The organism is Lachnospira rogosae (ex Hitch et al. 2025) (assembly GCF_040096455.1).
In the GTDB taxonomy this organism is placed as follows: domain Bacteria; phylum Bacillota; class Clostridia; order Lachnospirales; family Lachnospiraceae; genus Lachnospira; species Lachnospira rogosae.
The window spans coordinates 159,132-182,821 of record NZ_JBBMER010000006.1 but is presented as its reverse complement, the minus strand read 5'-3'; the positions used below and the strand labels follow the sequence as shown (position 1 = coordinate 182,821).

The following is a 23,690-nucleotide window of genomic DNA, read 5'->3' as shown; positions in this document are numbered from 1 at the left end:
ATTATCGTTCCTCTCTTTCTATATATTCTTTTTTGCTGACTAGACTCTTATATGCCGGGCGAATGATCTTATCTGTAGTTATCAATTCTTCCAGGCGATGTGCACTCCAACCAGCAATTCTTGCTATCGCAAATAATGGCGTGTACAATTCTCTTGGAATATTCAACATGTCATACACAAAACCACTATAGAAATCTATATTAGGACTTACTCCTTTGAATATCTGACGCTGCTTTGCAATCAACTTAGGTGCAATCTTCTCAATATTGTTATAAAGGGTCATATCTTTCTCACGTCCTTTATCCCTTGCGAGTTGTTCTACAAAGCCTTTGAACACCATTTCTCTCGGATCGGAAATAGAATATACAGCATGTCCCATTCCATAAATAAGTCCTTTCTGATCAAACGCCTCTTTCTTCAAAATCTTACTCAGATATGATGCAATTTCCTCTTCGTCTTCATAATCTTTCACATGACTTTTAATATCATCCATCATATTCATTACCATCAGATTTGCACCGCCATGTTTTTTTCCTTTTAAGGATGACATTGCTGCTGAAATAACAGAATAAGTATCTGAACCTGAAGATGTTACTACCCGTGTAGTGAATGTAGAATTGTTACCACCACCATGTTCCATATGTAACAATAATGCTATATCCAGTACTCTTGCTTCCAGTTCTGTGAATTTTGTATCTGGTCTTAATAGGCGCAGGAAATTTTCAGCAATAGATAAATCTTTTTCAGGTCTATGAATATACATACTTTCGTTTTTTTCATAATGACAATAAGCATGGTATGCATATACTGCTAACATAGGAAATACTGCGATCAACTGCATACTCTGCCTTAGCACATTCGGAATTTCAAGACTTTCTTTCTCCTTATCGTAAGAGCCCAATGTAAGAATACTTCGAGTCATAGAACCCATAATATCTGATGTAGGTGCTTTCATAATGACATCTCTGGTAAAGTTAGTCGGTAGTTCCATACAATCAGATAGTCTTCCCTGAAATTCCATTAACTGTGTATCAGTTGGCAATTCTCCGAATAAAAGAAGATATGCTCCTTCTTCAAAGACAAACCTTTTTCCTTTACTTCCTGTTACTAAATCTTTTATATTATAACCACGATAAGATAACTCGCCATCACATGGACTCTTTACTCCATCATGATATTCAAAAGCTTTTATATCAGAAATATTTGTAAGCCCCGTCAACACACCTTGGCCTTTTTCATCTCGTAAGCCTCTTTTTACACCATACTCTGAATACAGATTCTTACTAATGCTATCATTTTGTTCACAAAAAATTGCTTGCCGTTTCATATAATTTTCCAAATTGCTCATTTGAATCGCTCCTTTCATTCTGTTACGAACTTACATACTATACTCAGATATTCTTGTTTCCAGAGCATTCAGCATTGTCTGTTCTTATTCTTATTCATTAGCAATACAATACAATGGAAAACTCAATTTAACCTCAACAAGGTTTGTTTTTTCATCCATGCAAAATCTTCTTTGTACAACAGACTGTTAGATATAGCAAAAACGGCCTTTCAAAAACAGTTAACTTCTAAATCAACTGTTTTTTGAAAGGTCGTTTCATCAGATTCTTATAGCAATCCAGCAAATAATCTCATAAATAATTGTCCCAGTCGCAAATATGCACTTCGTCCGGTTTGATATTGGTCTGTCACATCACGACATTCTCCCATCGTTCTTATCAGATCATTTTTTATATCCACAACTGCCTGACAATCTGCCATAAAACAGCCGTTTTCAAAATGGTGATATAAACTTCGATAATCCAGATTAATTGTTCCACAAGTTGCCATACAGTCATCTGCCACACTCATTTTTGCATGACAGAAACCAGGAGTCCACTCATAAACACGAACACCATGTTTAACTAATCCATGATAAAAAGAACGAGTTATATTATAAATGAATTTTTTATCAGGGATACCAGGTGTGATAATTCTTACGTCTACCCCTCGCTTAGCAGCCAGACATAACGCATGCGTCATTTCATCTGTTATGATTAGATACGGAGTCATAAACCAACAATATTTTTCAGCTTTATTTATCATACTGATATAAACTTCTTCTCCTACCTGTTCATTATCCACAGGGCTGTCTGCATAAGGTTGAACAAACCCAGTTTGCTGTGCCGCATAATCATAGTGGAAAAGGTATTTACTAAAATCAGGATCATTAGCATCCTTAGCACTTACTGCATTCCACATTTCCAAAAATGTCACCGTAAGCGACTGAACAGCATCTCCTTCTAAACGAATACCTGTATCTTTCCACTGTCCATACGGGTGTGTGTAATTAAAATATTCGTTTGCTAGATTATATCCACCTGTAAATCCGACTTTTCCATCAATAACTGTTATTTTTCTATGATCACGATTGTTCAAAAACAGATTTAAACCTGGCATAAACGGATTGAATACACGGCAATGAATTCCTATTGCCTCCATCTTTTTCACAAAATCTGTGTTAATAAAGCCTATAGAACCCATATCATCGTAGAGTACTCTAACTTCCACACCTGCTTTTACTCGCTCTTCCAGAACATCTTGAATCTTATGCCATGCTTCAGCGTCTTCTATCGCATGATATTCCATAAAGATAAACTTCTGTGCTTTCTCCAAATCCTTAAGCTGTGCCTCTAATCCTTTCACTGCTTCATCAAAATACACAATATCCGTATTCTGATAGATTGGATACTGCGAATTTCTTTGTATGTAACTTGCTATATTTCCTGCTTTCGGAATTGTTTCTTTTATTCTGCTCAAACACTCCTGACTGTCCGGAAGCATTGGTAACAATTTGCTATCAATTTCTGCATATCGCTCACGCATTTTATGTGTGCCACCATTCAAACCAATCAGCAAATACAGGCCTACACCCATAATTGGGAAAATTAGAATTAAGATGACCCAAGGCATTTTCATAGAGGATGTCTTATTTGATGCGTACAATCCCAAAACCAAGATCCCACTCAAAATCCTTGTAAATAAATTTATGATTTCTGCATATTCATTCAAGCGTGTTACGATAGTAATAATAAAAATCACTTCCAGAAGAATGCAGATTATGGAAAAACACAGCCGTTTTACCCCATTTTTTGTTTTTGCTTTGCCCTCTAAAGTATCTTGTTTCATATATATTCCACCTTCCTACTTGCTCAGTTTTCTCCCTAAATTTCGTAGAACATACCAATTTTGTCTTTTATTCTCTGCATTTCATTATCTGCTTCAATGATAGCTCTTGCAGAATGAAGTAATTCTTCACTTATCTCATCATAGCCAGGCATTTCTTCAATTCCTTTTTTATAGCGAAGTTGATGTTCCAATGTTGCCCAGAAATCCATACCATTGGTTCGAATCTGTAATTCTACACGCATAGGTGTTTTACCCTTAGCAAAAAATACTGGTATTTCAACAATCATATGATAGCTTCGATAACCATTCGATTTTGGATTTTTTATATAATCTTTTATTTCAATAACTTTAATATCATCCTGTTGGGTAATCAAATCTGATATCATATAAATATCGTCAATAAACGCACAAACTATTCTAACGCCTGCTACATCATTGAGATATGTCTGTATATTTTCTGTTGTAAATTCATATCCCATCTTCTGCAGTTTATCGTAAATACTATTGGGCTGCTTAATTCTTGTTTTTATAAAAGAAATAGGATTTCGATTGTTCTCAACTGAAAATTCATCATCCAAAACCTCAAGTTTAGTTTGTATCTCCCGAATAGCACAACGATACATCATCATTAAATTATAAAATTTTGTAGCATTATTTAAAAACTGTAGTGATTCCGGACTGTTCATCCTGAGTTTTTTTACTTCATCTTTTGTCATGGAACTTTCCTTTCTACCTCATCCCTGATTTCAAAACATTATTTATTTTGATAGTTGATTCGTTCTCCTTGAATTACTGGATAACAAATCATTTTATCACTATCCAGATTTTCTATATGCATATCTACTGCACTGATCTGATGTTTTTCGTAAGTATTGTAATAATACCATCCTTATGGCAGACAGTGGTTACGAAAGTTTTAATACCTTTGCACACCTGATCCGGAAGGGAATGTATTTCGTTATCCGCATGAAGGATATCAACAGTAATGGTATCCTTTCCTCTTATGATTTGCCTGACAGCGAATTTGATACTCATATAAGGACAACACTTACCAGACGCCATACGAAAGAAACACTGTGGAATCCTAACACCTTTACCATACTTCAGCCTTCTACCGATTTTGATTTTCTTGATAAAAACTGCATGTATTACGATATTGAATTCCGTATTGTACGTGTTCGCCTTGATAATGGAACCTATATCTGTATTGCCACCAATCTTTCAGAAGAACTTCCTCTGGAAGAAATCAATAAACTTTACCGGATGCGCTGGAGCGAGGAAACAAGCTTCCGTGAACTCAAATACACCATCGGTCTGATCAACTGGCACAGCAGCAAATATGATGGAATCCTTCAGGAAATCAATGCCCATATGATTCTGTATAATTTCTGTGAATTAGTGACTTCTCACGCTATGGTAAAAAAATCTAAAAATACCAAACACATCTATAAAATTAATTTCGCCATCGCAGTAAACATATGCAGGGCGTATCTCAAACACGGTGGTAACGAAACAGAGACCATGCTTCTCATACAAAAGTATCTGACACCTGTCAGGTACAATCGAAAATATCCTATCCCCCTCCGTCCAAAGAGAAATAGGGATTTCATGTATCGGGTTGCATAAATCTCGTTACCATTATACTGCATTATGAGGCAGATATGCAATCTGTCTTTTTGTCATACACAAAAAAATGATTTGAACTCATCATACACCTGCTTTCTACGCATTAGTGCACCAAAAAAATACAGCATTTCTTAACTGAACAGTATTTTCAATGCATGAACGCATATGATATACTGTTTTCATCATAAAAAACCTTATCTAAATACAGTTCATCACTCTCTGCCTTAACTTTCATAAGACAGTAGAGAACCACTGTACTAATAATGATTACGAACCAAATTAACACTTTGCCCATTCGACCACTCCTCTCAAATAAATAGAGGACCAAACCAGCTGATGGAATATTCCATCTCAAGTGCTAATTTAGTCCTCACTAAATGTTTTAATATAAAATTGTACCTAATCTAAGCACACAGATTCACTCTCAGACTGATTGCGGACATCTGTGATACTGACTTGGATTTTCGGTTTTGATATAACAGCGCTGCCTTATCTACCGCTAAATTGGTATAAAAATAAGGACTAAATTAGGCATAACCCCTTGATTTTACTGGGTTTCATCTAACTTGGTCCTATTATAACTCAAACACCTGTTTCCCATCTAGAAACCGTTCGGCCTGAAACTTTTATCTTTTCGGCAAGCTGTTCCTGTGTAATAACCTTTTCTTTCCTAAGTTCTTTTAAGAAACGTCCAATCTTTTTCTGATCCATACTGTTTCCTCCTTTCATTGACAGAGTAATATTATTCTACTAAACATAACACGACACAAAGCGAGAAAATGCTGTATTTACGCTATTGGACAAACCTGTCTAGTATTATTTATATTGGCTTTAGCCCTAAAAACTTCGATTGATCTAAGTATTCTCAGTTACACCTTCTTGCCCTTCGGACAAGAAGTATCCCTCGCTCAAAGAGCTCGGTCAATACCGATTTTCCCATACATATACTGCCTTTATAGTATAAGAACTGTTATCATGTCTTTTTAAGCACTAAATTTTTAATCCTTCTCTTAAAGTAACCCCATACTTATCCAAAAGAAGTGCTTCAAGCTCTGCCCTTCCTTTTTTCCCTAAATTTCTTACCCTCAATAAATCACATCTGGAACAGAGAACCAATTATTTTAACGAATTTATTCCGGAACGCCTGAGTGCATTCTCGACTCTGACACTAAATCCTATCTCATGTAAGGGTACATCTTTCACCTTAAATAATTCATCAGATATCCCGCTAGTTAAAAATGCTTCCTGAATTTTAATAATTATATTCTTCTTTGCATTAATTATTTCCTCATCAAAAGAGTCCGGATATAATGCGCAGTACACAACCCGCACATCATCAACTTCTGTATCATTTTTAAGATCACTGCAGCTCTCTATCTTTTCAATATTTAGCTGGTTCCTTTTTCCTGCACTTGTACTTTTCGTCTCCACAAATCCAAGACAATACTCACCTTCCGGGAATCCCTTTAGTTTTAAGAGTTCCGGCTTAAAATTATACTTTTCATGTGCATCTTTCGTATCCTTTACATATGAACCTCCGTTTTTTGGCTCATCTTTTCCCGGAACAATTCCCTTATAATAATCCATCCATGCAATGTTACAAAACAGTATTCTCAAAAAATAGCCCCCGTTTCCTATCCGTTTAGTTTATACATTATTGCTTCTGAAATATTATACCACATAAACAAATATTTTTTTCTTTTTTGTCGTAATTTGTCAATTAATGTCATTTCAAGTTCTGCTCTTCCTATTTTCATATTAACATAAAAAATAATAACAGTAATTCAAATAGAAACCTCCTGACATAAAAAATCAGCCATTTGATCCTTTTCAAATCCAAACGGCTGACACTCATTTTCTTTTTTATTTCATATATTTTTTAAATACACTTATAAACTTAACCGCCTTGTCTATCATCTCATTCATTAATTCACCATAATTTGAATGATCATCAAAATTAAGTCCATAAATCTTATGCATTATTCTTGAAGCCTTCTTATCATCCAGTCTGCGCCACTCCAATGGAAGATTAAGCTTTGCTTCTATTTCTTCCTTTTGCGATTCCAGAGAATCATATAATTCCTTATCATCATTTATGTACAATTCAACAACAACACAGCCTTCTTTATTTACCAGATTAAGAGCAACATGTCCAACACTAGTTCCAATGGCAATATCATACCAGTGATCCGTAGAAGCCTTTCTAATCTTAAATGGCTTTCCCCGCTCCACTATAACATCATTAAACTGCGTCCAGAATTCAAGTCTTTCAGACTGCGATTTATTAAGATCCGAAGAACCCGACTGATTTTTGGCATTTTTAATAAAGCCGTTAGGCTTTTCGACTACCTCAAACATAGGAGCCGGATTAGAATCGCCAATTTTGTATGCATGAACCTCAATAAGAAAGAAGTTAATATTTGTAGATGTATTATTATTAAGCCATTCTACAGCACTTCTGTGTTCTTCTCTCGCTTCCTTTACAATCCATACAATTACATTGGCATCAAGTCCTGACGCATATGTAATAATTTTCCCCAAATGGTCATGGTTTGAAGCTTCCAGCTGGTTTTCAATAATAACCTTTTCACCAGTAACCTCATCTTTTCCCACCAAGTCACATCTGTAAGCACCGACATATACTTCTGTCTCAACCTCTGTTAATGAAAGCCCAATGGCATCATTAAGTAGTTCCAGATTTTCTTTATCTGAAAGCCATTTAGAAAAATCATACTGCTCATGCTCCCAGAGCTTTCTTATATCAACTTCAACAAGTTTTCCCATTTTAGCAATTGCCATGGTTTTTATGCCTGTATCTCACCATCAAATATCATATTCCAGCTCATACGGATATCATACATCAGCCTTGTAAGTGCAATACTATCTTCCGGTGTATAAATAGCACTGGCACTATTTCCTGATGCTATGCATCTGCCTGCTTCACGAATCTCATATTCAAATCCATTTATATCAACCGGGCACTCGATTGTTTCCGGTTCTTTACCCTCCACCTCAAGTATCAAGGTCTTTGCATGTTGGAAATCCGGCAAATATATACTTCCCTTTGTTCCCTCAATTCTGGCATTACGTTTCAATTCCTGTCCTATTGTCTGGACTGATTCTGCAATACATCCATCATTATATGTCAGTTTGAGACAACTGTAATCATCTGTTCCATTCTCATTAATATGTACTTTTGTGGTTTCTACATTCTGCGGATCACACCCTGTAACAATACGCAAAAATCCCAGATTGTAAATTCCTATATCCAACAGAGCACCTCCACCAAGTGCAGAGTTAAATTTACGCTCTTTTCTGGCACCCGTTGCAACAAATCCATACTGACAGGAAATATGTTTAATTTCTCCTATTGTTCCCTGAAGCAGGATATTACGCAGACGATTATACAATGGCAGAAACCATATCCATAATCCCTCCATAATAAAAAGATGCTTATCCTTTGCCAACCTGTACAGCTCCTGTGCCTGTTTCTCATTTATTGTAAATGGCTTTTCACAAAGTACATGCTTACCATGCTCAAGACAAAGTCTGCAATTCTCATAATGCAAGCTATTCGGTGTTGCTACATAAACAGCCTCAACATCCGGATCATTTACTAATGCTTCATAAGAATCATAATATCGTGGAATATCATACTCCCTGGCAAAAGCTTTTGCACTATCCATGTTCCGTGAGCCTACTGCTGCAAGCTGTTCATTTTCATTACTCATCTGATTTATAGTTGATGCAAATTTTTTTGCAATATTACCTGTAGCCAGAATTCCCCACTTCATATCATTTTCCTCCTAATAACATAATTGCATTTCACATTCATATCTTGTTAATAATTATACACTATTTTACTACATACACCAACACAAAATAGCAAGTCAAATTCCCAATACTTGATAAAATAAATATGACATAAAATGTCGCTTATCCATTGTCAGACGGATAGGCGACATTTTTGTGTTTATATGAAACTTTTTATTATTTTTATAAGGAGGGCTTACTATGCCAAAAACAAAATTTCAGGAATTCATTTTTACCCTTATCACATCCGGCTGTTAAAACTACATAACCTCCAGACTATTGTCACCATTTTCCAAACCTAGTATTCCCTTTATTGAATTCTCAACCATATCGGACACCGCCTGCTCTGTATAGAATGCCATATGAGGTGAGAGTATTACATTAGGAAAGCTCTTTAAAACTGCCATATTGTCATTATCAAGCTTTTCAGTTTCCTTATTAAGATAGTATAAGCCTGCCTCTCCCTCAAAAGTATCAAGTGCGGCAAATCCTACCTTTCCACTCTTTAATGCAGCTATAAGTGCCTGTGTATCCACTATAAGGCCTCTGGCTGTATTGACTATTATTACTCCATCCTTCATTTTCTTAAATGCTGCCTCATCAATAAGATGTGTATTTTCAGCATTTCCAGGAACGTGTAATGTTATAATATCTGAATTCGTAAGAAGTTCATCAAAGCTTACATACTCTGCATACTTTTTCACTTCTTCATCCTCATAACATGAATATGCTAATATACGGCATCCAAAGCCAGATAAATGCTTAACCACCGTCTTACCTATATTACCCGTTCCTATTATTCCAACTGTTGATGTTGATAATTCTTTTCCGACTTTTCCCTTTAATGAGTAGTCCTGACAATCCGCTTTTTTCATTATCCAAGGCATATTGCGACAGGCCATAAGCATAAGCATAATCGCATAATTCGCAACACTATTTGGTGAATACACTACGTGGGCTGCTCTCATACCTATTGAATGTGCATACTTAATATCAATATGCTCATAACCTATGCTTCTTGTTGATATGTACTTAACTCCCTTCTTATGAAATGCATTAAGTATTTCCGGGTACATGGGATTGGTTATTATTGATATTGCATCATAGCCTTCAGCCAGTTCTACATTATCCATTGAAGGATAATCTGATGTAAAACCATACTCAAATGAATACTGCTCTGCGAATTTCTCAACATATTTCTTCTCATCATATTCCCTAAGGGCATAAAAAAATATTTTCATAATAATCTCCCATTCTTGCGTGTGAAAAATCCTATTTTTCACACTAATCTCCATTTCTGCGTGTTTTTACGCATATCGAATCTGTGTCAGGTGTGCGCATATTTTTGTTGTAAGTAAGTATAGCACCCGTCATTACGAAATGCACTATATTGAAGATAAAAAACATAAAAAAGCTAATAAATAAAGCAAAACTGTACAAATCTAAAACTGCATTTACGCTCTTTACTTATCAATATAAACGTGTTATAATACTTCAAATTTGAATTATTCATTTTTGTAATTTATATTTCACTACAAGGAGGCTGACTCTCTTATGAACTCAGGAATTGAATTCGCACAAAAAATCAATCTTGCATATAACTCAGTATGCAAACCGCTTTTACATAAGTTTAATCTTCCACAGACAGCTTTCGATATTCTTATGTTTCTTGCAAATAATCCAGAATATACAACTGCAAGAGATATTGTGGAGGTAAGAAAAATCAAAGCTAATCTTGTTTCTGTCAATGTTGACAGGCTTGTGTGTGATGGTTATATCATACGAAAAGAAACCAAAGGTGACAGAAGGAAAACACAGCTCATATGCACACCTGCGGCAGAGGAAATAATTAAAGAAGGTCAGGTTTTACAGAAAGATTTTCTTGAACATCTTTTTGATAATATGGACACTGCCACTAAAGAGGCTTTTTTTTCGGGTATGAAACAGATAGAAGCTAATCTTGATAAGATACTTGAAGACAACTAGGGTCGGTGTGCACCTGACACCAAACTATTTTTATTAGAATTGTGCACAGAAAAGAGGTAAATACCTCTGCTCCTGCATGAGCAGTCGCATTTTGCTTTGCAAAACAAGGAGGTAAATACCTCTGCCCCTGCATGGGCAGTCGCATTTTGCTTCGCAAAACAAGGAGGTATATAAATTATGTCATCATTATTTTTAACTATTATTGTAACTTTTTTTGCAGGTATGGGTGCCGGTCTTGGTACTGGATTTGCCGGTATGAGTGCCGCTGCTGTAATCAGCCCTATGCTCATTACATTTTTAGGAATGGATCCTTATATGGCTGTCGGCATTGCACTTTCTTCTGATGTGCTTGCCAGTGCCATATCAGCATATACATATGGAAAAAACAAGAATCTAGACATTAAAAACGGACTTATTATGATGGTCAGTGTTCTTATATTCACTGTTGTAGGAAGCTATGTATCAAGCCTTGTTCCATCAGCTACAATGGGCAGCTTCTCTGTATTTATGACATTTCTTCTTGGAATTAAATTCATCATAAGACCTGTTATGACTACAAAGGAAGCCATGGAGGGTGTGTCTGCTAAGAAACGTGCCATACAATCAGTTGTATGCGGCGTATTAATCGGCTTTATATGTGGCTTCATCGGTGCCGGCGGTGGTATGATGATGCTGCTTATACTTACCTCTGTTCTTGGATATGAGCTGAAAACTGCTGTCGGAACAAGTGTATTTATTATGACTTTTACAGCACTCACAGGCGCTGTATCACACTTTGCGATTGGTGGAATACCTGATATAACTGTGTGGCTATTATGTATCGTATTTACACTTATATGGGCAAGAATAGCAGCTATCTTTGCAAACAAAGCTACTCCTGAAACACTTAACCGTGCAACAGGAGTCATACTTGTTATACTAGGCATAGTGGTTATGCTTTTCTCATACCTTGGATAATATCACAAGATTAAATATCACAATAAATGCTGTACTAACGCAGCAGGAATTATGCTTCTATGGCTTCTTTCTGCCTGCTGTCTTTTCTTTCAAATATTGCTCTGAAGATAAGACGTACAAATGGTCCACAGTAAAACATCTGATAAAGTATTGCCATAGGGAAATTCATAGCCCATGTCTTAACCCACATACCAAAAGATGGTTCCTTAAAAAGTATTGTTGCAACAAGACTCATAACAGGACACATGATACAGCATATACATATAGATATTGCATATGTGATAAACTGTGGTCTGTCTGTTGGCTTCATAACAGTAAATGACAGCAGCCTTGCCAGCCTTCCAACTATAAAGAACTCAAGAATGAAAGCAACTGGCACCATTATTGGTAACTCGTGTAATGCTGCAATAAAAGTTGTTCCATCAACTATTCCTGTGTTAAGAGCTATATTATAAACAACCATCCCGTACACCATAATAGCTGCCATAATAATTGTGAATACTACGTCCTGAAATTTGTTTTTGGGCATAAAAAAAATCCTCCTTAATGATAACTTAACTCAATGTGTTGTTCGTTATCATCCAGGAGGATGTTTCGTTTCCAATAAAACCATTTAAAGCCTGCATATTCTATCATATAAAAAGCTGTACAGTCAAGTGTTTTTACTCTATTGTAATAATGTCGTAATAATGTACTATTGTAATAATGCGTAATAATGTATTTTTACTCTATCGTAATAATGTCCTTTAATATATAGTTAAACGATGGTGCTGAGCTGTCTTTATTTTCCACAAAGCCTTCACTAAGGTCTATGATATCATTTGGATTGTCAGTATTTACGCCTATGTAGTCACCTTTAAACACAGTAAGCCTATCCTTCTTAAACTGCTCGATAACATCTGCTACCATTTCCTTAGTGCCATCTGCCACAACAATATCATTAAACTCAAGCATTGAAACCCAGCCTTCATCAAAGCCGGCTCCCACATCATTACCATGTATATTACCTCTGATGTTCTTTTCTACCACCTTTCCATTAAGAACTGCATCAACGGCAGCCTTCATATATGGCTTCCAGTTAATCTTACACCCCGTAAGATATGTAGTTGGTGCTACATCAAACATACTCTGGTTATAGCTCACATTAAAAACAGGTACATCTGAGGATGTTTCCTCACAGGCAGTCGCTGGTCCTGCTGTATCTGAATGCTGTGATATAATAACACACTTCTCATTTATGAGTTCTCTTGCATACTTCTTTTCAGTACGATAATCATTCCACTTATATGTGTACTTTACCGTCATGGTAGTATTCCCCACAACTGATCTTGCTCCAAGCAAAAAAGCTGTATATCCTGATATAACCTCCGCATTAGGATACGCTGCAACATATCCTATCTTAGCCTCATTTTCTGTTATTATCCCTTCTGATATAAGCTCCTTCAGTTTTATGCCTGCCGCAACTCCTGCTACATATCTTCCTTCATATATAGCACCCATAAATGTATGATAATTAGCATAGTATGGCTCCTCGTTAGCGTTAGAGCCGGTTGCCATGCAAAACTGCACATCTGGATACCTGCCAGCCAGCTCCTTAGTTGTTTCACCATAGTTATAGCTTGTAGAAAATATCAGATTACAGCCTGCATTTACAAGTCTTTCAAGATATTCTCTTTCTGTTCCCTCGGCAACATTATACATATGCATAACTTCTACCTTATCGCCATACTCTTCCTTAATGTCAGCAAGTGCCTCTATGAAATTGTCTGTATATGCAGTACTTGCATCACCTACATATATTATCCCTACCTTGATGCTCTTATCTTCATCTTTTCTTGAATAAACCATACAGGCACCTATGATGATGCTTACTGCAACACATGTTATAAGAGTTATGATACTCTCCCTGCTTACTATATAAGACAATACCCTGCCGGATATTTTCTTAATATTACTTATCTTCATCTGCTTCACCATCCTTATACAGATTATCAATGTCTATCCTGCCACTATCAATAAGTCTAAGCATAATATCCACAAGCTTTGGGTCAACCTGTGTGCCGCTGCCTCTTCGTATTTCCCCTAAAACATAGTCCTTATTAAGCTTCTTTCTATACACTCTGTTAGCTGTCATGGCATCAAATGTATCTGCTATTCCGATAATTCTTGCATTAAGCGGTATCTCTTCCCCCTTAAGACCATGCATATATCCTTTTCCATCATATCTCTCATGATGATAAAGTGCTCCTTCCTCAACATGGTTAACAAGGGTAAAGCTTTTAAGTATTTCCGCTCCTTTTTCAACATGTGATTTCATAATGGCATATTCTTCATCTGTAAGTCTTTCAGGTTTGTTAAGTATTCTGTCTGGAATACCTATCTTTCCTATATCGTGAAGCAGTGCCGCTTTTCTAAGGTTTTCACATTCTTCATCACTATATCCAAGCTCCTTTGCTATCATAACTGAATACTCAGATACTCTTAGTGAATGTTGGCTTGTATTAACATCCTTTGCATCAACAGTCCTTGCAATAGTAAGAACTGTTTCATTTCCCATCTCAAGCTGTTTCTTTACGAATTCGAGCTCTTTCTTCTGAAAATCAAGGGTTCTTTTAATCTGTGTATGGAATATTATCCACGTAAGATATGCAACTGTAAGTGCAAATATTCCGACCATATACACCTTAAACCACCAATAGTCATATATCTTTGCTTCCTTAATAATTGTATATGTGTTTTCAGATATTGGCACCCTGCCATTTTCATCAAGAACTGACAAATGAAATGTATATGTGCCTACAGGTATGTTCATATATATTATATTAGTTAGATCACTTTGCAATATTATCCTCGGTTCGGCATCATACCCTTCCAGATATATGCTTACATAAGGTGTATTAACAGAATAGTTTATAATCTCTGGGAACATCTCTATCATCTGTGCTTTGCTGTCAATATAAAGCTCTTCCCCTCTTTTTACCCTGAGACTTTCTCCATCTACCTTTACGGACTTCATCTGTATACGATATGATCTTATTCTGGCACTATAATCATTGAGATTGACTATCATTACACCATCATCTGTTGACATGTACAGATTATTATTCACATCAATATAATCCCATGCATTTGGTGTTAATGCATTTTCAAGTCCGCAATCCCCATTAAGCAGCTTATAATCAAGTTCTTTTCCAGAAAGTAAGGCACTCTTATCAACAACATATATTCCGGCTGAGCCCAGCACAAAAAGATTATCATTGTTCCCATTAACTACATTGTAATTATTATAGTAAGGAAAATTATCCAATATTCTTATAATGCCTGTCTTATCCATATAACACAGACTGTTACTTGTTACTATGAATACACCCTCGCCAGAAGCATCCTTTACCATTCTTAATATAACCGCTGAGCTAAGACCATCATCCTTATCATAATTATCTATTACTCTTCCATCACTAATAACTTCTATTCCATTGCCATCTGTTCCTGCAAGTATAACTCTTCCATAATCTTGTATATCTGTTTCAAGTGTACATAAAACCTTACTGTTTTTCATAGAATAACCTATATTGCCAATGACAGCTTCATCTACAATATAACTAAGTCCTGTATCACCTGCTGCAAGCATTGTATTATCACTTAACTCTGTTATAGTCCTGTATCTGTTTCCACTTAGTCCGTTATTCTCATCATATCTTATAATTTCACCACTATATGTAACCTCATATATTCCTTTGCCTGTTGTGCATATCCACATATTATTTTTACTGTCCGTTGTTATGCACCTTATTCTTACGTTATCAAGCTCTTTTACAAATTTATTCACAAGCTCATTCACAGAGCTGTCCTGCTTTTGAATATAATCACCATTAGCCAAAATACTACCTGCAGCTGCGTATGAAACGGCAATTCCACTATCTGTACCTATATAATAATTTCCATTCCACATTGTCACAGTGTTTACAACCAGCTTTTCATCGGTATGTTCATAATTAAGCTGTGTAAACGCTGATCTGCTTAATCTTAACAGCCCAAGTCTTGATGATGTAAACCAGAGATTTCCCTGATAATCTGCTGTCATATGATCTATTGAATTATTAAAGCTGCCTGTATCAATGTTTATAAATCGATTCTGGCTGTCATAATATCCTATACCATTATCTGCACATACAAAAAGTGTGGCATTTTCGGTTAATGTGTTATCTACAAAATATATTCCTTTAATATTATTAAGCTCATTACAGCTTACACTTTCCTTAAGTACATAAGCGTTATTATATAAATCATATTCATATTTATCTATATTTCCTTTTGATGTTCCCACATAAAGCATACCGGCATCATCGAATGAACACGTTGTATATCTTCCACCATCTGATGCACTATATTCTGAAATAACTGCTGCATTTTTTACAATACTTAGCTGTCCATTATCGCTGACAACTGCTATGTTACCATTCTTATCAGAGTCTGCACTTACAGCATATTTTATATCATCTATATAGCTTTTAACTGTTAATCCATCTGCAAGAGAAACTATTGACATAGCACCTGTCGTACCAATATAGTAATCACCATCAGAACCCTGTGTTATACACTTTACGGAATCAGCTGATAATCCCTCCTTTTCTGATACAACATTTATGATTGTTTCATCAATCATTATCGATACGCCGCCATCATTGGTTCCTATCCATAATCTGCCCTCTTCATCTTTATACAGACAGTTTACAGTCTTAACAGAGGCATATTCATCCACCCATTTAAACTCTGTACCATTATACCTGTATAAACCACCATAGGTTCCTATCCATAGTATTCCATCATTAGTCTGTGCTATATCATTGGCACAGCCGCCTGGTATTCCGTTTTCTCTTCCGTAAACTGTCTGCAGATAAGTATTATAATCCGGTGTTTCTTCTATATTATTCTGGTTATTCCTACTGTTATCAAAAGCTGCATACACGCACTTAGGTGTATTAACTTCTATAAGCTGTACTGCTGCCATAGCAGCTATCCCGATATATATACAGGCTGTCATTATCCTTTTATCAAATCTGTTCTTTCCCTTGTCATACCTTACAAATATATAGAGTGCAAGCACAGTTATGATCTTATCAGGAAAATCAATATAAAATTGTCCTGCAACGTGACTTAATAAATCATTAAATCCTATTCCCAAAAGCGACTCAATAACTCCATCACCCCATATATTATTGGTATAACCATTAAAAAACATATAATTAAAAATCACGGAAATAGAACACGAAACAAGTGCAATATAAAAGCTTGATGTCAGTGCACCAAGCAGTGTTTTCATATAATCCTTACTTATGCAAATTCCAGCAACAACTGCTATAGAAACACTTACTATGGCATAACAGGCATATGTCCACGAATATATTATAGAATAAAGAATATTGAGAGTAACTCCAACGATAACACCGCATACCGGTCCGCATACATAAGTGGCCGCAACTGTACCTAGTGAATCAAGCCATAATGGAAGCCTGAAATACCCAGCAATACACTTTCCTGCCAGATTCAGCAATACACATATTATTATAAACACGCTTATTGTATACCACTTATTTTTCTTCATAGGCTTTTCTCCGTTCAGTATGCTGTATTATCCGTTGGCTGTTATGTTTAATCCATCCTGACTGCTATGCATATTTTCAATACATAATCTAAGCATATCAGTAATGATTTAACTTTTACACTCTACCATAATAAAATTATAATTATTATATCAAAAAAATATATAACTGACAATGTATAAACGATTATTCTTTTGTATTGTAAGTTGCTATAATTTCATCCAGAATAATGTGGAAAAAGAATATTATTAATGTTGTTGATAAAGAAGAAAATTCCGATTAATATATATATAAATATATAAATGGAGGCTGCTATGTGGGCTTACGAAAGTGTTTTTTATCAAATATATCCTCTTGGGTTTTCAGGAGCACCCTTTGAGAATGATGGTGTGCTTAACCACCGCATTTTAAAGGTTAATGACTGGATACCACATATTAAAAGATTAGGTGCTGATGCTATATATTTTTCTCCTGTGTTTGAATCTGACACTCACGGATATAATACAAGAGATTATACAAAGATAGACACAAGGCTTGGTACTAATAAAGATTTTGCCAACGTGTGCTATAATCTTCATAATGAAGGAATAAAGGTTGTTCTTGACGGCGTATTTAATCATGTTGGCAGAGGTTTCTGGGCTTTTCAGGATGTGTTAAAGAACAGGGAAAGTTCCCCTTATATCAACTGGTTTGCAAGAATAGATTTTAATGGTAATTCTAATTATAATGACGGGCTCTGGTATGAGGGCTGGGAAGGCTGTTATGACCTTGTAAAGCTTAACCTGTATAATGAAGATGTTATACAGCATATTTTTAATGCTATCAAAGGCTGGGTTACGGAATTTGATATTGACGGCTTAAGACTTGATGTTGCTTACTGCCTCAATCACGATTTTCTTAAAAGATTAAGAAGCTTCTGTGACAGCTTAAAACCAGACTTTTTCCTGTTAGGAGAAACACTGCACGGCGATTATAACCAGATTATGAACGACGAAATGCTTCATTCAGTTACTAATTATGAGTGCTACAAGGGTCTTTATTCAAGCTTTAATTCAATGAATATGTTTGAAATTAACCATTCACTTTTAAGGCAGTTCGGACCTGAGAACTGGACACTATACAAAGGTAAGCATTTACTATCTTTTGTTGACAATCACGATGTCACAAGAGTTGCAAGCATACTGAATAACATCCGTCACCTTCCTTTAATATATGCTCTTGCTTTTGGTATGCCAGGAATACCTTGTGTATATTATGGAAGTGAATGGGGTGCAACTGGGCGTAAAGAAGATGGTGACCCTGCCTTAAGAGCCTGCTTTGACACACCTGTCTTTAATGAATTATCTGACTGGATTGCAAAGCTTGCCAATGCTAAAAAGATATCACCAGCATTACAATATGGTAACTTCTCATCTATAATCCTCACTAATGAACAATGCGTATTCTTAAGAGAGTGGCAGGGTGAGCGTGTACTTGTTGCAATAAATGCCGCTGACTACAATTATTCTGCCTCATTTAATATGGGCTGTGACAAAGCATATGACCTTATAACCGATAGAGAAATACAGTTAAATAATGGATTGGAATTACCGGGATATAGTGCATTTTTCTTAAAATTATAACTACCCTGTCACACCACGCAATATCTTTTAATATGTTGCGTAATAATAAAATCAAAACAGAGAATAGAAAGTATAATCGGAGCTTCTCCTCCAATATACAACTTTCTATTCTCTGTTTTTATAATAATATTCTCTATAAGAATATCCTATACCTTTATATTTTCTTATGTCTTATGACATCCGCAATTCTTAGTACTATAACAGCTACGATAGCAGCGGCTACGGCAATCCATACCCAGACTGGTACATTATGAATATTAAAACATCTTACATTTATCCACATCTGATTAATTCTCGCTGTTTCGTCATTATCAAAATACTGCATAATAGCACTTCTATGCATTACTTCTTCCGTTGGATACTGTGCTGACAACATTCCTTCTGTCTGCGCCTTAGATGTTCTTAATATATATCTTGAATCATTAGATACTCCTGAGAAGAAATATCCTAAAGAATAATCTATTGCATCAGCCTCACTTATTGTATCATCCTCTTCCATAAGTGACTCAAGACCATAATTCCATTTTAAATAATCATATATAACAGGACTCTGACCACCTGATATAACTGATGTATAGCCAATATAGTACATATTTCTTACTGCATTTTCTGGCATAGATACGAAATTAACAAATGCTTCTGCTGCCTTCTTCTTTTCTGAATTGCCATTAATTCCTGATTTTAACATCGCCCAGCCATCAAAATACATATTAGTACATTCTTCTGGAATAGCAAAATTAAGCTCGACATCATTAGCTTCTGCCTGCTGCATTATGTATACAGCATCACCTGACCACTGATAGCCAGCACTGATCTTACCTGTAATAGCATCAATCTTACCACTGTCAGTTTCAAATGAATATACATTATCTTTAACCTGCTGAAGATATTCTAATACTTCATCAACTGTATCCTTTGATGTGTCATTCATCTCCTCTGCCAGCTTATCAGTATAATCTGCCTGCCTGATAAAATCCTGTGACCTTAACTTATCAGACTTGATTGCACCAATTGCCGCAAACATAGTATCTCTTACATTATCCTTAACAGTAATCATACGTCTGAACTTATCATTATTAATAATCTTCCATGTCGATGCCTCTTGTTTTGTAACATCTTCTGGATTATATATAATACCTGTAACACCCCACATATATCCAGCAGCATATTTACTCCAAGGTTCACCATTGATTGTATTATTATCAAAAGTCTGCTTTATAAATGGTGAAACACCTTTTGCATAATAATTCTCTTTGATTCCTGTGTCGTAGAATTCATCAGAAAATGGTTCAAGCCAGCCCTCAGTCATAAGCTTCATAAACATATATTCTGAAGGACATATTAAATCGTACTCATCACCTAATGTAAGCATATTGTAAAGTTCTTCATTAGTTCCAAGACAGCTATATTCGACATTAACCTTCTTGCCATATGTCTTATAATACCATTCAGCAAAATCATCAACCATAGAATTATCGCCCCTGATATCTGTGCTCTCAAGATCTATTGTTTCATCAGCGTTCCAGCCGCCTTCATCTATATACTCTTCCCAGTTACATATTCTAAGTGTAATTGTATCGTTATCTGCCGCCTCTGCTTTAGTAGAATTAAATCCTTTCCACACTCCTGTTATACTTCCAGACAGCATTTCAACAGCCAAAATCATAGCAAGCGAAACTTTTATAACCATTTTAGTCAAATGTCTGATATAAGATGTAATATCTATAATCACATTTTTATTCATTAATGTTTCTCCTTCTGGGCTTCATTCTTTATAGGTGCAAAATTCATAACAACTTCAACTATAACTACAATCAGGAATATAATTGTCGATAATGCCCATAATGCAGTCCTAATATTAGTCTGCGAACCCTTTGTTGCATTAACAACATATGTACTTATTGTATCAAATGTTGCCGGTTTCGTATAAGTCGCCACAAAATAATCATCAAGTGATAAAGTAACTGCCATAACAAATCCTGATATAATACCTGATGCAATCTGAGGTATAATAATATGAATTAACGTATATCCCGGTGTTGCTCCAAGGTCAAGTGCAGCCTCATAAAGACTTGGGTCCATCTGCTTTAACTTGGGAACAACCGCAAGATATACAAATGGTGCACTAAGCACTGTATGTCCTATTACAAGTGGAATATAAGTATTCTTGCTTACCCCGAATACAACAACCAGAAGAATACATAATGAAAAACCTGTCACGACATCGGCATTAACAACTGGTATCTGGTTAAGAACTGACATTGTACCATTAACATTTTTCTTAGAATAAAATGCTCCAATTGCACCTGTTGTTCCAAGTATTGTAGCAAGCACCGCACTTCCAATTGCAAGTGCAATTGAACCTATAATCATATCTATAAGCTCTGGTGTTGTAAATAATGTCACATAATTATGGAACGAAAATGAATGAATAGCCCCAATATTAGGTGAATCTGTAAAACTATATACTGCTAATATAAGAATCGGAACATACATAAATATAAGTACAAGACCGATAATTGCATATTTAACACATTTTTTAAACATACCTGTCCTCTTTCCCGTCACATATATCTACAGCCTGCGTCCTGAACCTTCATTATCGCTGTCTGCTGATATAAGACTGATTATACATATAATTATAAGAAGTATAAGTGCTATCATTGAACCATTGTTCCAGTCGTATGCACTAAAATAGCTTCCTATAAGACTACCCATAATATATGTACTGTTATAAAGCATATCAAGCACTACATAATTAGTCATCGCTGGCAGGAACACCATTGATATTCCACTTATAATTCCCGGTACAGATAATGGCAATATAATCCTTATAAATGTCTGAAAATTATTAGCCCCCAGATCATTTGCTGCTTCTATAATGCTGTTATCCATTTTCGATAATGTTGTATATAATGGGAGTATCATAAATGGAAGAAAATCGTAAGTCATTCCAATAACTGTATTAATAAATGGATAAAATGCAAGATTACCTTCTATTAATGAAAGAACTTCCTTAAGTGCTGTAATTCTAAGTGTAAAGTTAATCCACATTGGAAGCACAAAAAGCATAAGAATAACTGCTTTTCTTTTAATCTCGCTCTGTGCAAGTATGTATGCAACTGGATACGCTATTAAAAGACACACTATAGTTACAACAAATGCCAGTGCAAAACTGTAACACAATGTTCCAAGTGTGTTAGGATCTGTAAAGAAATTACAGAGATTACTTACTGTAAACTGTCCCTGTCCATTGGTAAATGCATAATATATCAATACAAGCAAAGGGGCTGCAACAAATAATAAAAGGAATATCCCATAAGGAATTCCAAGCTGCTTACGCGATAATACATTATTCATCTTTATTAATTCCTTTCCCTTTACTTACTTTTTTAACTGGAACTTCATCTTGTCTTCTAGCATAACAAGCCCTACAGCATCGTCCATATTCCACAGGTACTCATCATCTACAATAAGGTCGTGTCCATATTCTGTTCTTATAACGTAACTGTAATGGTCACCCTTATAGATAAGGTTGATAATATGTCCAGATACAAGACCTTCCTCCACATTATCACTCATTCTTATATCATATGGCTGGATTGAAACCATAACCTTTAACTTATCTGTATCAATAGCCTCATTATTCTCATCAACTAAAACATTGTTCTTCATACTTGATTTAGGAATAACTTTTGTTAAATCGCAATTAATAACCTTGCCATTAAAATCAAGTGTATAATCACTATTAATATTAGTAACAAAGCTTGTTGTATGGTCCTCAGCAAGCATAATATGAATTCCGTCCGGCTCAAGCTTCATACCAATTCTTTCACCGACAGAATAACATTTGGTCGTTCTTATAACCATTTCGTACTTGCCCGATTCAACAGTAACCTCATAGTGCATACCTTTGAATATAACCGACACAACTTCGCCCTCAATAATTCCGTCCTCTGGCTTAGTTATAATTACATCTTCCGGTCTTACAACAACATCGACAAGCGTACCCTCTGGAACATCGTCCATTCCTATGAATTCACCACCGCAAAATCTTACTTTCATATGTCCTGTCATAATACCTTTGAAAATGTTACTTTCACCGATAAAGTCAGCTACAAATGCATTCTGCGGCTCATTATATATATCCTCAGGCGTACCAATCTGCTGTATCCTGCCTTCTGAAAGAACAACAATCTTATCAGACATTGTAAGTGCTTCTTCCTGATCGTGTGTTACATATATAAATGTAATTCCAAGTTCATCGTGCATATGCTTCAATTCAAGCTGCATTTCCTGACGCATTTTCAAATCAAGTGCACCTAGGGGCTCATCAAGCATAAGAATTTCCGGCTCATTAACCAAGGCTCTTGCAATTGCAATTCTTTGCTGCTGTCCACCTGATAAGGTAGATATCTTTCTATTCTCAAACCCCTCAAGGTCAACTATATCAAGAACTCTCTTTACTTTCTTTCTAATCTCCTCTTTTGGCAGCTTTTTAAGTTTAAGTCCAAATGCTATATTGTCATATATATTCATATGTGGAAATAAAGCATATCGCTGGAATACTGTATTAATAGGCCTTTTGTTTGCTGGAAGCTGTGATATATCTTCTCCATTAAGAAGTATTTCTCCACTTGTTGGCATCTCAAATCCTGCTATCATTCTTAATGTAGTAGTCTTACCACATCCGGATGGTCCAAGAAAAGTGACGAACTCTCCTCTTTTTACTTCAAGATTAAAATCGTCTACAGCCTTAAATCCATTATCACTATATACTTTACTAATATGTCTTAATTCTATTATATTATCTGCCATCGTTCTCCTTTTGCACCTCGTGGTTAATTTATTAATTCAGCATATATGCCTTATTACTTCTATCTGTTATTTTAATAATTATACATAGATT

19 protein-coding genes and 1 pseudogene are annotated in these 23,690 nt (G+C 35.6%); 4 read left to right on the top strand and 16 right to left on the bottom strand.

The genetic code is table 11. The features are described from left to right. Position 1: 1 nt before the first annotated feature. From WMO14_RS09465 to WMO14_RS09450, 4 genes and pseudogenes are all read right to left on the bottom strand, one after another. The gene (locus WMO14_RS09465) at positions 2 to 1,366 is read right to left on the bottom strand and encodes a citrate/2-methylcitrate synthase (RefSeq protein WP_349153731.1); all 1,365 of its coding nucleotides are present in this window, start codon (positions 1,364 to 1,366) and stop codon (positions 2 to 4) included. Between the two features lie 248 nt (positions 1,367 to 1,614). Next, a complete protein-coding gene (gene cls, locus WMO14_RS09460) occupies positions 1,615 to 3,174 on the bottom strand; it encodes a cardiolipin synthase (RefSeq protein ID WP_055306506.1) in 1,560 nt (519 codons plus the stop codon). Positions 3,175 to 3,209: 35 nt separating this feature from the next. Next, the gene (locus WMO14_RS09455) at positions 3,210 to 3,890 is read right to left on the bottom strand and encodes a GTP pyrophosphokinase (protein WP_012740929.1); all 681 of its coding nucleotides are present in this window, start codon (positions 3,888 to 3,890) and stop codon (positions 3,210 to 3,212) included. A 38-nt stretch (positions 3,891 to 3,928) separates the two neighbouring features. Next, positions 3,929 to 4,063 (bottom strand): annotated as a pseudogene (locus WMO14_RS09450) (linear amide C-N hydrolase); the annotation flags it as partial. Between the two features lie 2 nt (positions 4,064 to 4,065). Here WMO14_RS09450 and WMO14_RS09445 point away from each other — a divergent pair. Beyond that, on the top strand, positions 4,066 to 4,800 hold the full coding sequence (locus WMO14_RS09445) for a transposase (protein ID WP_349153730.1): 735 nt from the start codon (positions 4,066 to 4,068) through the stop codon (positions 4,798 to 4,800). A gap of 582 nt (positions 4,801 to 5,382) precedes the next feature. Here WMO14_RS09445 and WMO14_RS09440 read toward each other — a convergent pair. The 5 genes from WMO14_RS09440 to WMO14_RS09420 all read right to left on the bottom strand — a co-directional run bounded on the left by WMO14_RS09440 (position 5,383) and on the right by WMO14_RS09420 (position 9,854). Continuing rightward, positions 5,383 to 5,511, bottom strand: coding sequence for a helix-turn-helix transcriptional regulator (locus WMO14_RS09440; RefSeq protein WP_055175224.1), 129 nt, complete (start codon positions 5,509 to 5,511; stop codon positions 5,383 to 5,385). 405 nt (positions 5,512 to 5,916) lie between these two features. Further along, positions 5,917 to 6,417 (bottom strand): hypothetical protein, encoded by a 501-nt coding sequence (locus WMO14_RS09435; RefSeq protein WP_318255876.1) that lies wholly within the window; start codon positions 6,415 to 6,417, stop codon positions 5,917 to 5,919. Between the two features lie 246 nt (positions 6,418 to 6,663). Next, positions 6,664 to 7,599 carry a DUF4268 domain-containing protein gene (locus WMO14_RS09430; protein ID WP_055306504.1) on the bottom strand — a complete coding sequence of 312 codons (936 nt, stop codon included), beginning with the start codon at positions 7,597 to 7,599 and terminating at the stop codon, positions 6,664 to 6,666. Between the two features lie 5 nt (positions 7,600 to 7,604). After that, positions 7,605 to 8,594, bottom strand: coding sequence for a Gfo/Idh/MocA family protein (locus tag WMO14_RS09425; RefSeq protein ID WP_022501683.1), 990 nt, complete (start codon positions 8,592 to 8,594; stop codon positions 7,605 to 7,607). 279 nt (positions 8,595 to 8,873) lie between these two features. Continuing rightward, the gene (locus WMO14_RS09420) at positions 8,874 to 9,854 is read right to left on the bottom strand and encodes a D-isomer specific 2-hydroxyacid dehydrogenase family protein (protein WP_090140705.1); all 981 of its coding nucleotides are present in this window, start codon (positions 9,852 to 9,854) and stop codon (positions 8,874 to 8,876) included. A 313-nt stretch (positions 9,855 to 10,167) separates the two neighbouring features. On the opposite strand from WMO14_RS09420, the gene WMO14_RS09415 reads away from it, so the two are divergent. Together WMO14_RS09415 and WMO14_RS09410 are read left to right on the top strand one after the other, a co-directional pair. Continuing rightward, positions 10,168 to 10,599 (top strand): MarR family winged helix-turn-helix transcriptional regulator, encoded by a 432-nt coding sequence (locus tag WMO14_RS09415; RefSeq protein WP_022501685.1) that lies wholly within the window; start codon positions 10,168 to 10,170, stop codon positions 10,597 to 10,599. A 177-nt stretch (positions 10,600 to 10,776) separates the two neighbouring features. Then, positions 10,777 to 11,556, top strand: coding sequence for a sulfite exporter TauE/SafE family protein (locus WMO14_RS09410; RefSeq protein ID WP_022501686.1), 780 nt, complete (start codon positions 10,777 to 10,779; stop codon positions 11,554 to 11,556). A 49-nt stretch (positions 11,557 to 11,605) separates the two neighbouring features. Here WMO14_RS09410 and WMO14_RS09405 read toward each other — a convergent pair whose 3' ends face one another. The 3 genes from WMO14_RS09405 to WMO14_RS09395 form a co-directional block, all read right to left on the bottom strand. Continuing rightward, positions 11,606 to 12,085 carry a DUF2798 domain-containing protein gene (locus WMO14_RS09405; protein ID WP_349153729.1) on the bottom strand — a complete coding sequence of 160 codons (480 nt, stop codon included), beginning with the start codon at positions 12,083 to 12,085 and terminating at the stop codon, positions 11,606 to 11,608. Between the two features lie 194 nt (positions 12,086 to 12,279). Continuing rightward, positions 12,280 to 13,521: a BMP family ABC transporter substrate-binding protein gene (locus tag WMO14_RS09400; RefSeq protein ID WP_349153728.1), complete on the bottom strand. Its 1,242-nt coding sequence runs from the start codon at positions 13,519 to 13,521 to the stop codon at positions 12,280 to 12,282. Continuing rightward, positions 13,508 to 17,161: an HD domain-containing phosphohydrolase gene (locus WMO14_RS09395; protein WP_349153727.1), complete on the bottom strand. Its 3,654-nt coding sequence runs from the start codon at positions 17,159 to 17,161 to the stop codon at positions 13,508 to 13,510. Before WMO14_RS09395 ends, WMO14_RS09400 begins: the two co-directional genes overlap by 14 nt. Before the next feature lie 312 nt (positions 17,162 to 17,473). Here WMO14_RS09395 and WMO14_RS09390 point away from each other — a divergent pair, with 312 nt between their 5' ends. Next, on the top strand, positions 17,474 to 18,781 hold the full coding sequence (locus WMO14_RS09390; RefSeq protein WP_349153726.1) for an alpha-amylase family glycosyl hydrolase: 1,308 nt from the start codon (positions 17,474 to 17,476) through the stop codon (positions 18,779 to 18,781). A 154-nt stretch (positions 18,782 to 18,935) separates the two neighbouring features. Here the strand turns inward: WMO14_RS09390 and WMO14_RS09385 are convergent, their stop codons facing one another. The 4 genes from WMO14_RS09385 to WMO14_RS09370 are packed head-to-tail and all read right to left on the bottom strand — an operon-like array spanning position 18,936 to position 23,599. Further along, a complete protein-coding gene (locus tag WMO14_RS09385; RefSeq protein WP_055306495.1) occupies positions 18,936 to 20,525 on the bottom strand; it encodes an extracellular solute-binding protein in 1,590 nt (529 codons plus the stop codon). Beyond that, complete coding sequence (locus WMO14_RS09380) at positions 20,525 to 21,328, bottom strand: ABC transporter permease (RefSeq protein WP_055306494.1); 804 nt, start codon at positions 21,326 to 21,328, stop codon at positions 20,525 to 20,527. Before WMO14_RS09380 ends, WMO14_RS09385 begins: the two co-directional genes overlap by 1 nt. 27 nt (positions 21,329 to 21,355) lie before the next feature. Beyond that, positions 21,356 to 22,141, bottom strand: coding sequence for an ABC transporter permease (locus WMO14_RS09375; protein WP_022501693.1), 786 nt, complete (start codon positions 22,139 to 22,141; stop codon positions 21,356 to 21,358). Between the two features lie 24 nt (positions 22,142 to 22,165). After that, the gene (locus WMO14_RS09370; RefSeq protein ID WP_349153725.1) at positions 22,166 to 23,599 is read right to left on the bottom strand and encodes an ABC transporter ATP-binding protein; all 1,434 of its coding nucleotides are present in this window, start codon (positions 23,597 to 23,599) and stop codon (positions 22,166 to 22,168) included. Positions 23,600 to 23,690: the final 91 nt, after the last annotated feature.

Bases quoted from the DNA above. Each gene is read 5' to 3' on its own strand.
- WMO14_RS09465 (WP_349153731.1), bottom strand. From the start codon at position 1,366: ATGAAAGGAGCGATTCAAATGAGCAATTTGGAAAATTATATGAAACGG.
- cls (WP_055306506.1), bottom strand. From the start codon at position 3,174: ATGAAACAAGATACTTTAGAGGGCAAAGCAAAAACAAAAAATGGGGTA.
- WMO14_RS09455 (WP_012740929.1), bottom strand. From the start codon at position 3,890: ATGACAAAAGATGAAGTAAAAAAACTCAGGATGAACAGTCCGGAATCA.
- WMO14_RS09445 (WP_349153730.1), top strand. From the start codon at position 4,066: ATGGCAGACAGTGGTTACGAAAGTTTTAATACCTTTGCACACCTGATC.
- WMO14_RS09440 (WP_055175224.1), bottom strand. From the start codon at position 5,511: ATGGATCAGAAAAAGATTGGACGTTTCTTAAAAGAACTTAGGAAAGAA.
- WMO14_RS09430 (WP_055306504.1), bottom strand. From the start codon at position 7,599: ATGGCAATTGCTAAAATGGGAAAACTTGTTGAAGTTGATATAAGAAAG.
- WMO14_RS09425 (WP_022501683.1), bottom strand. From the start codon at position 8,594: ATGAAGTGGGGAATTCTGGCTACAGGTAATATTGCAAAAAAATTTGCA.
- WMO14_RS09420 (WP_090140705.1), bottom strand. From the start codon at position 9,854: ATGAAAATATTTTTTTATGCCCTTAGGGAATATGATGAGAAGAAATAT.
- WMO14_RS09415 (WP_022501685.1), top strand. From the start codon at position 10,168: ATGAACTCAGGAATTGAATTCGCACAAAAAATCAATCTTGCATATAAC.
- WMO14_RS09410 (WP_022501686.1), top strand. From the start codon at position 10,777: ATGTCATCATTATTTTTAACTATTATTGTAACTTTTTTTGCAGGTATG.
- WMO14_RS09405 (WP_349153729.1), bottom strand. From the start codon at position 12,085: ATGCCCAAAAACAAATTTCAGGACGTAGTATTCACAATTATTATGGCA.
- WMO14_RS09400 (WP_349153728.1), bottom strand. From the start codon at position 13,521: ATGAAGATAAGTAATATTAAGAAAATATCCGGCAGGGTATTGTCTTAT.
- WMO14_RS09395 (WP_349153727.1), bottom strand. From the start codon at position 17,161: ATGAAGAAAAATAAGTGGTATACAATAAGCGTGTTTATAATAATATGT.
- WMO14_RS09390 (WP_349153726.1), top strand. From the start codon at position 17,474: ATGTGGGCTTACGAAAGTGTTTTTTATCAAATATATCCTCTTGGGTTT.
- WMO14_RS09385 (WP_055306495.1), bottom strand. From the start codon at position 20,525: ATGAATAAAAATGTGATTATAGATATTACATCTTATATCAGACATTTG.
- WMO14_RS09380 (WP_055306494.1), bottom strand. From the start codon at position 21,328: ATGTTTAAAAAATGTGTTAAATATGCAATTATCGGTCTTGTACTTATA.
- WMO14_RS09375 (WP_022501693.1), bottom strand. From the start codon at position 22,141: ATGAATAATGTATTATCGCGTAAGCAGCTTGGAATTCCTTATGGGATA.
- WMO14_RS09370 (WP_349153725.1), bottom strand. From the start codon at position 23,599: ATGGCAGATAATATAATAGAATTAAGACATATTAGTAAAGTATATAGT.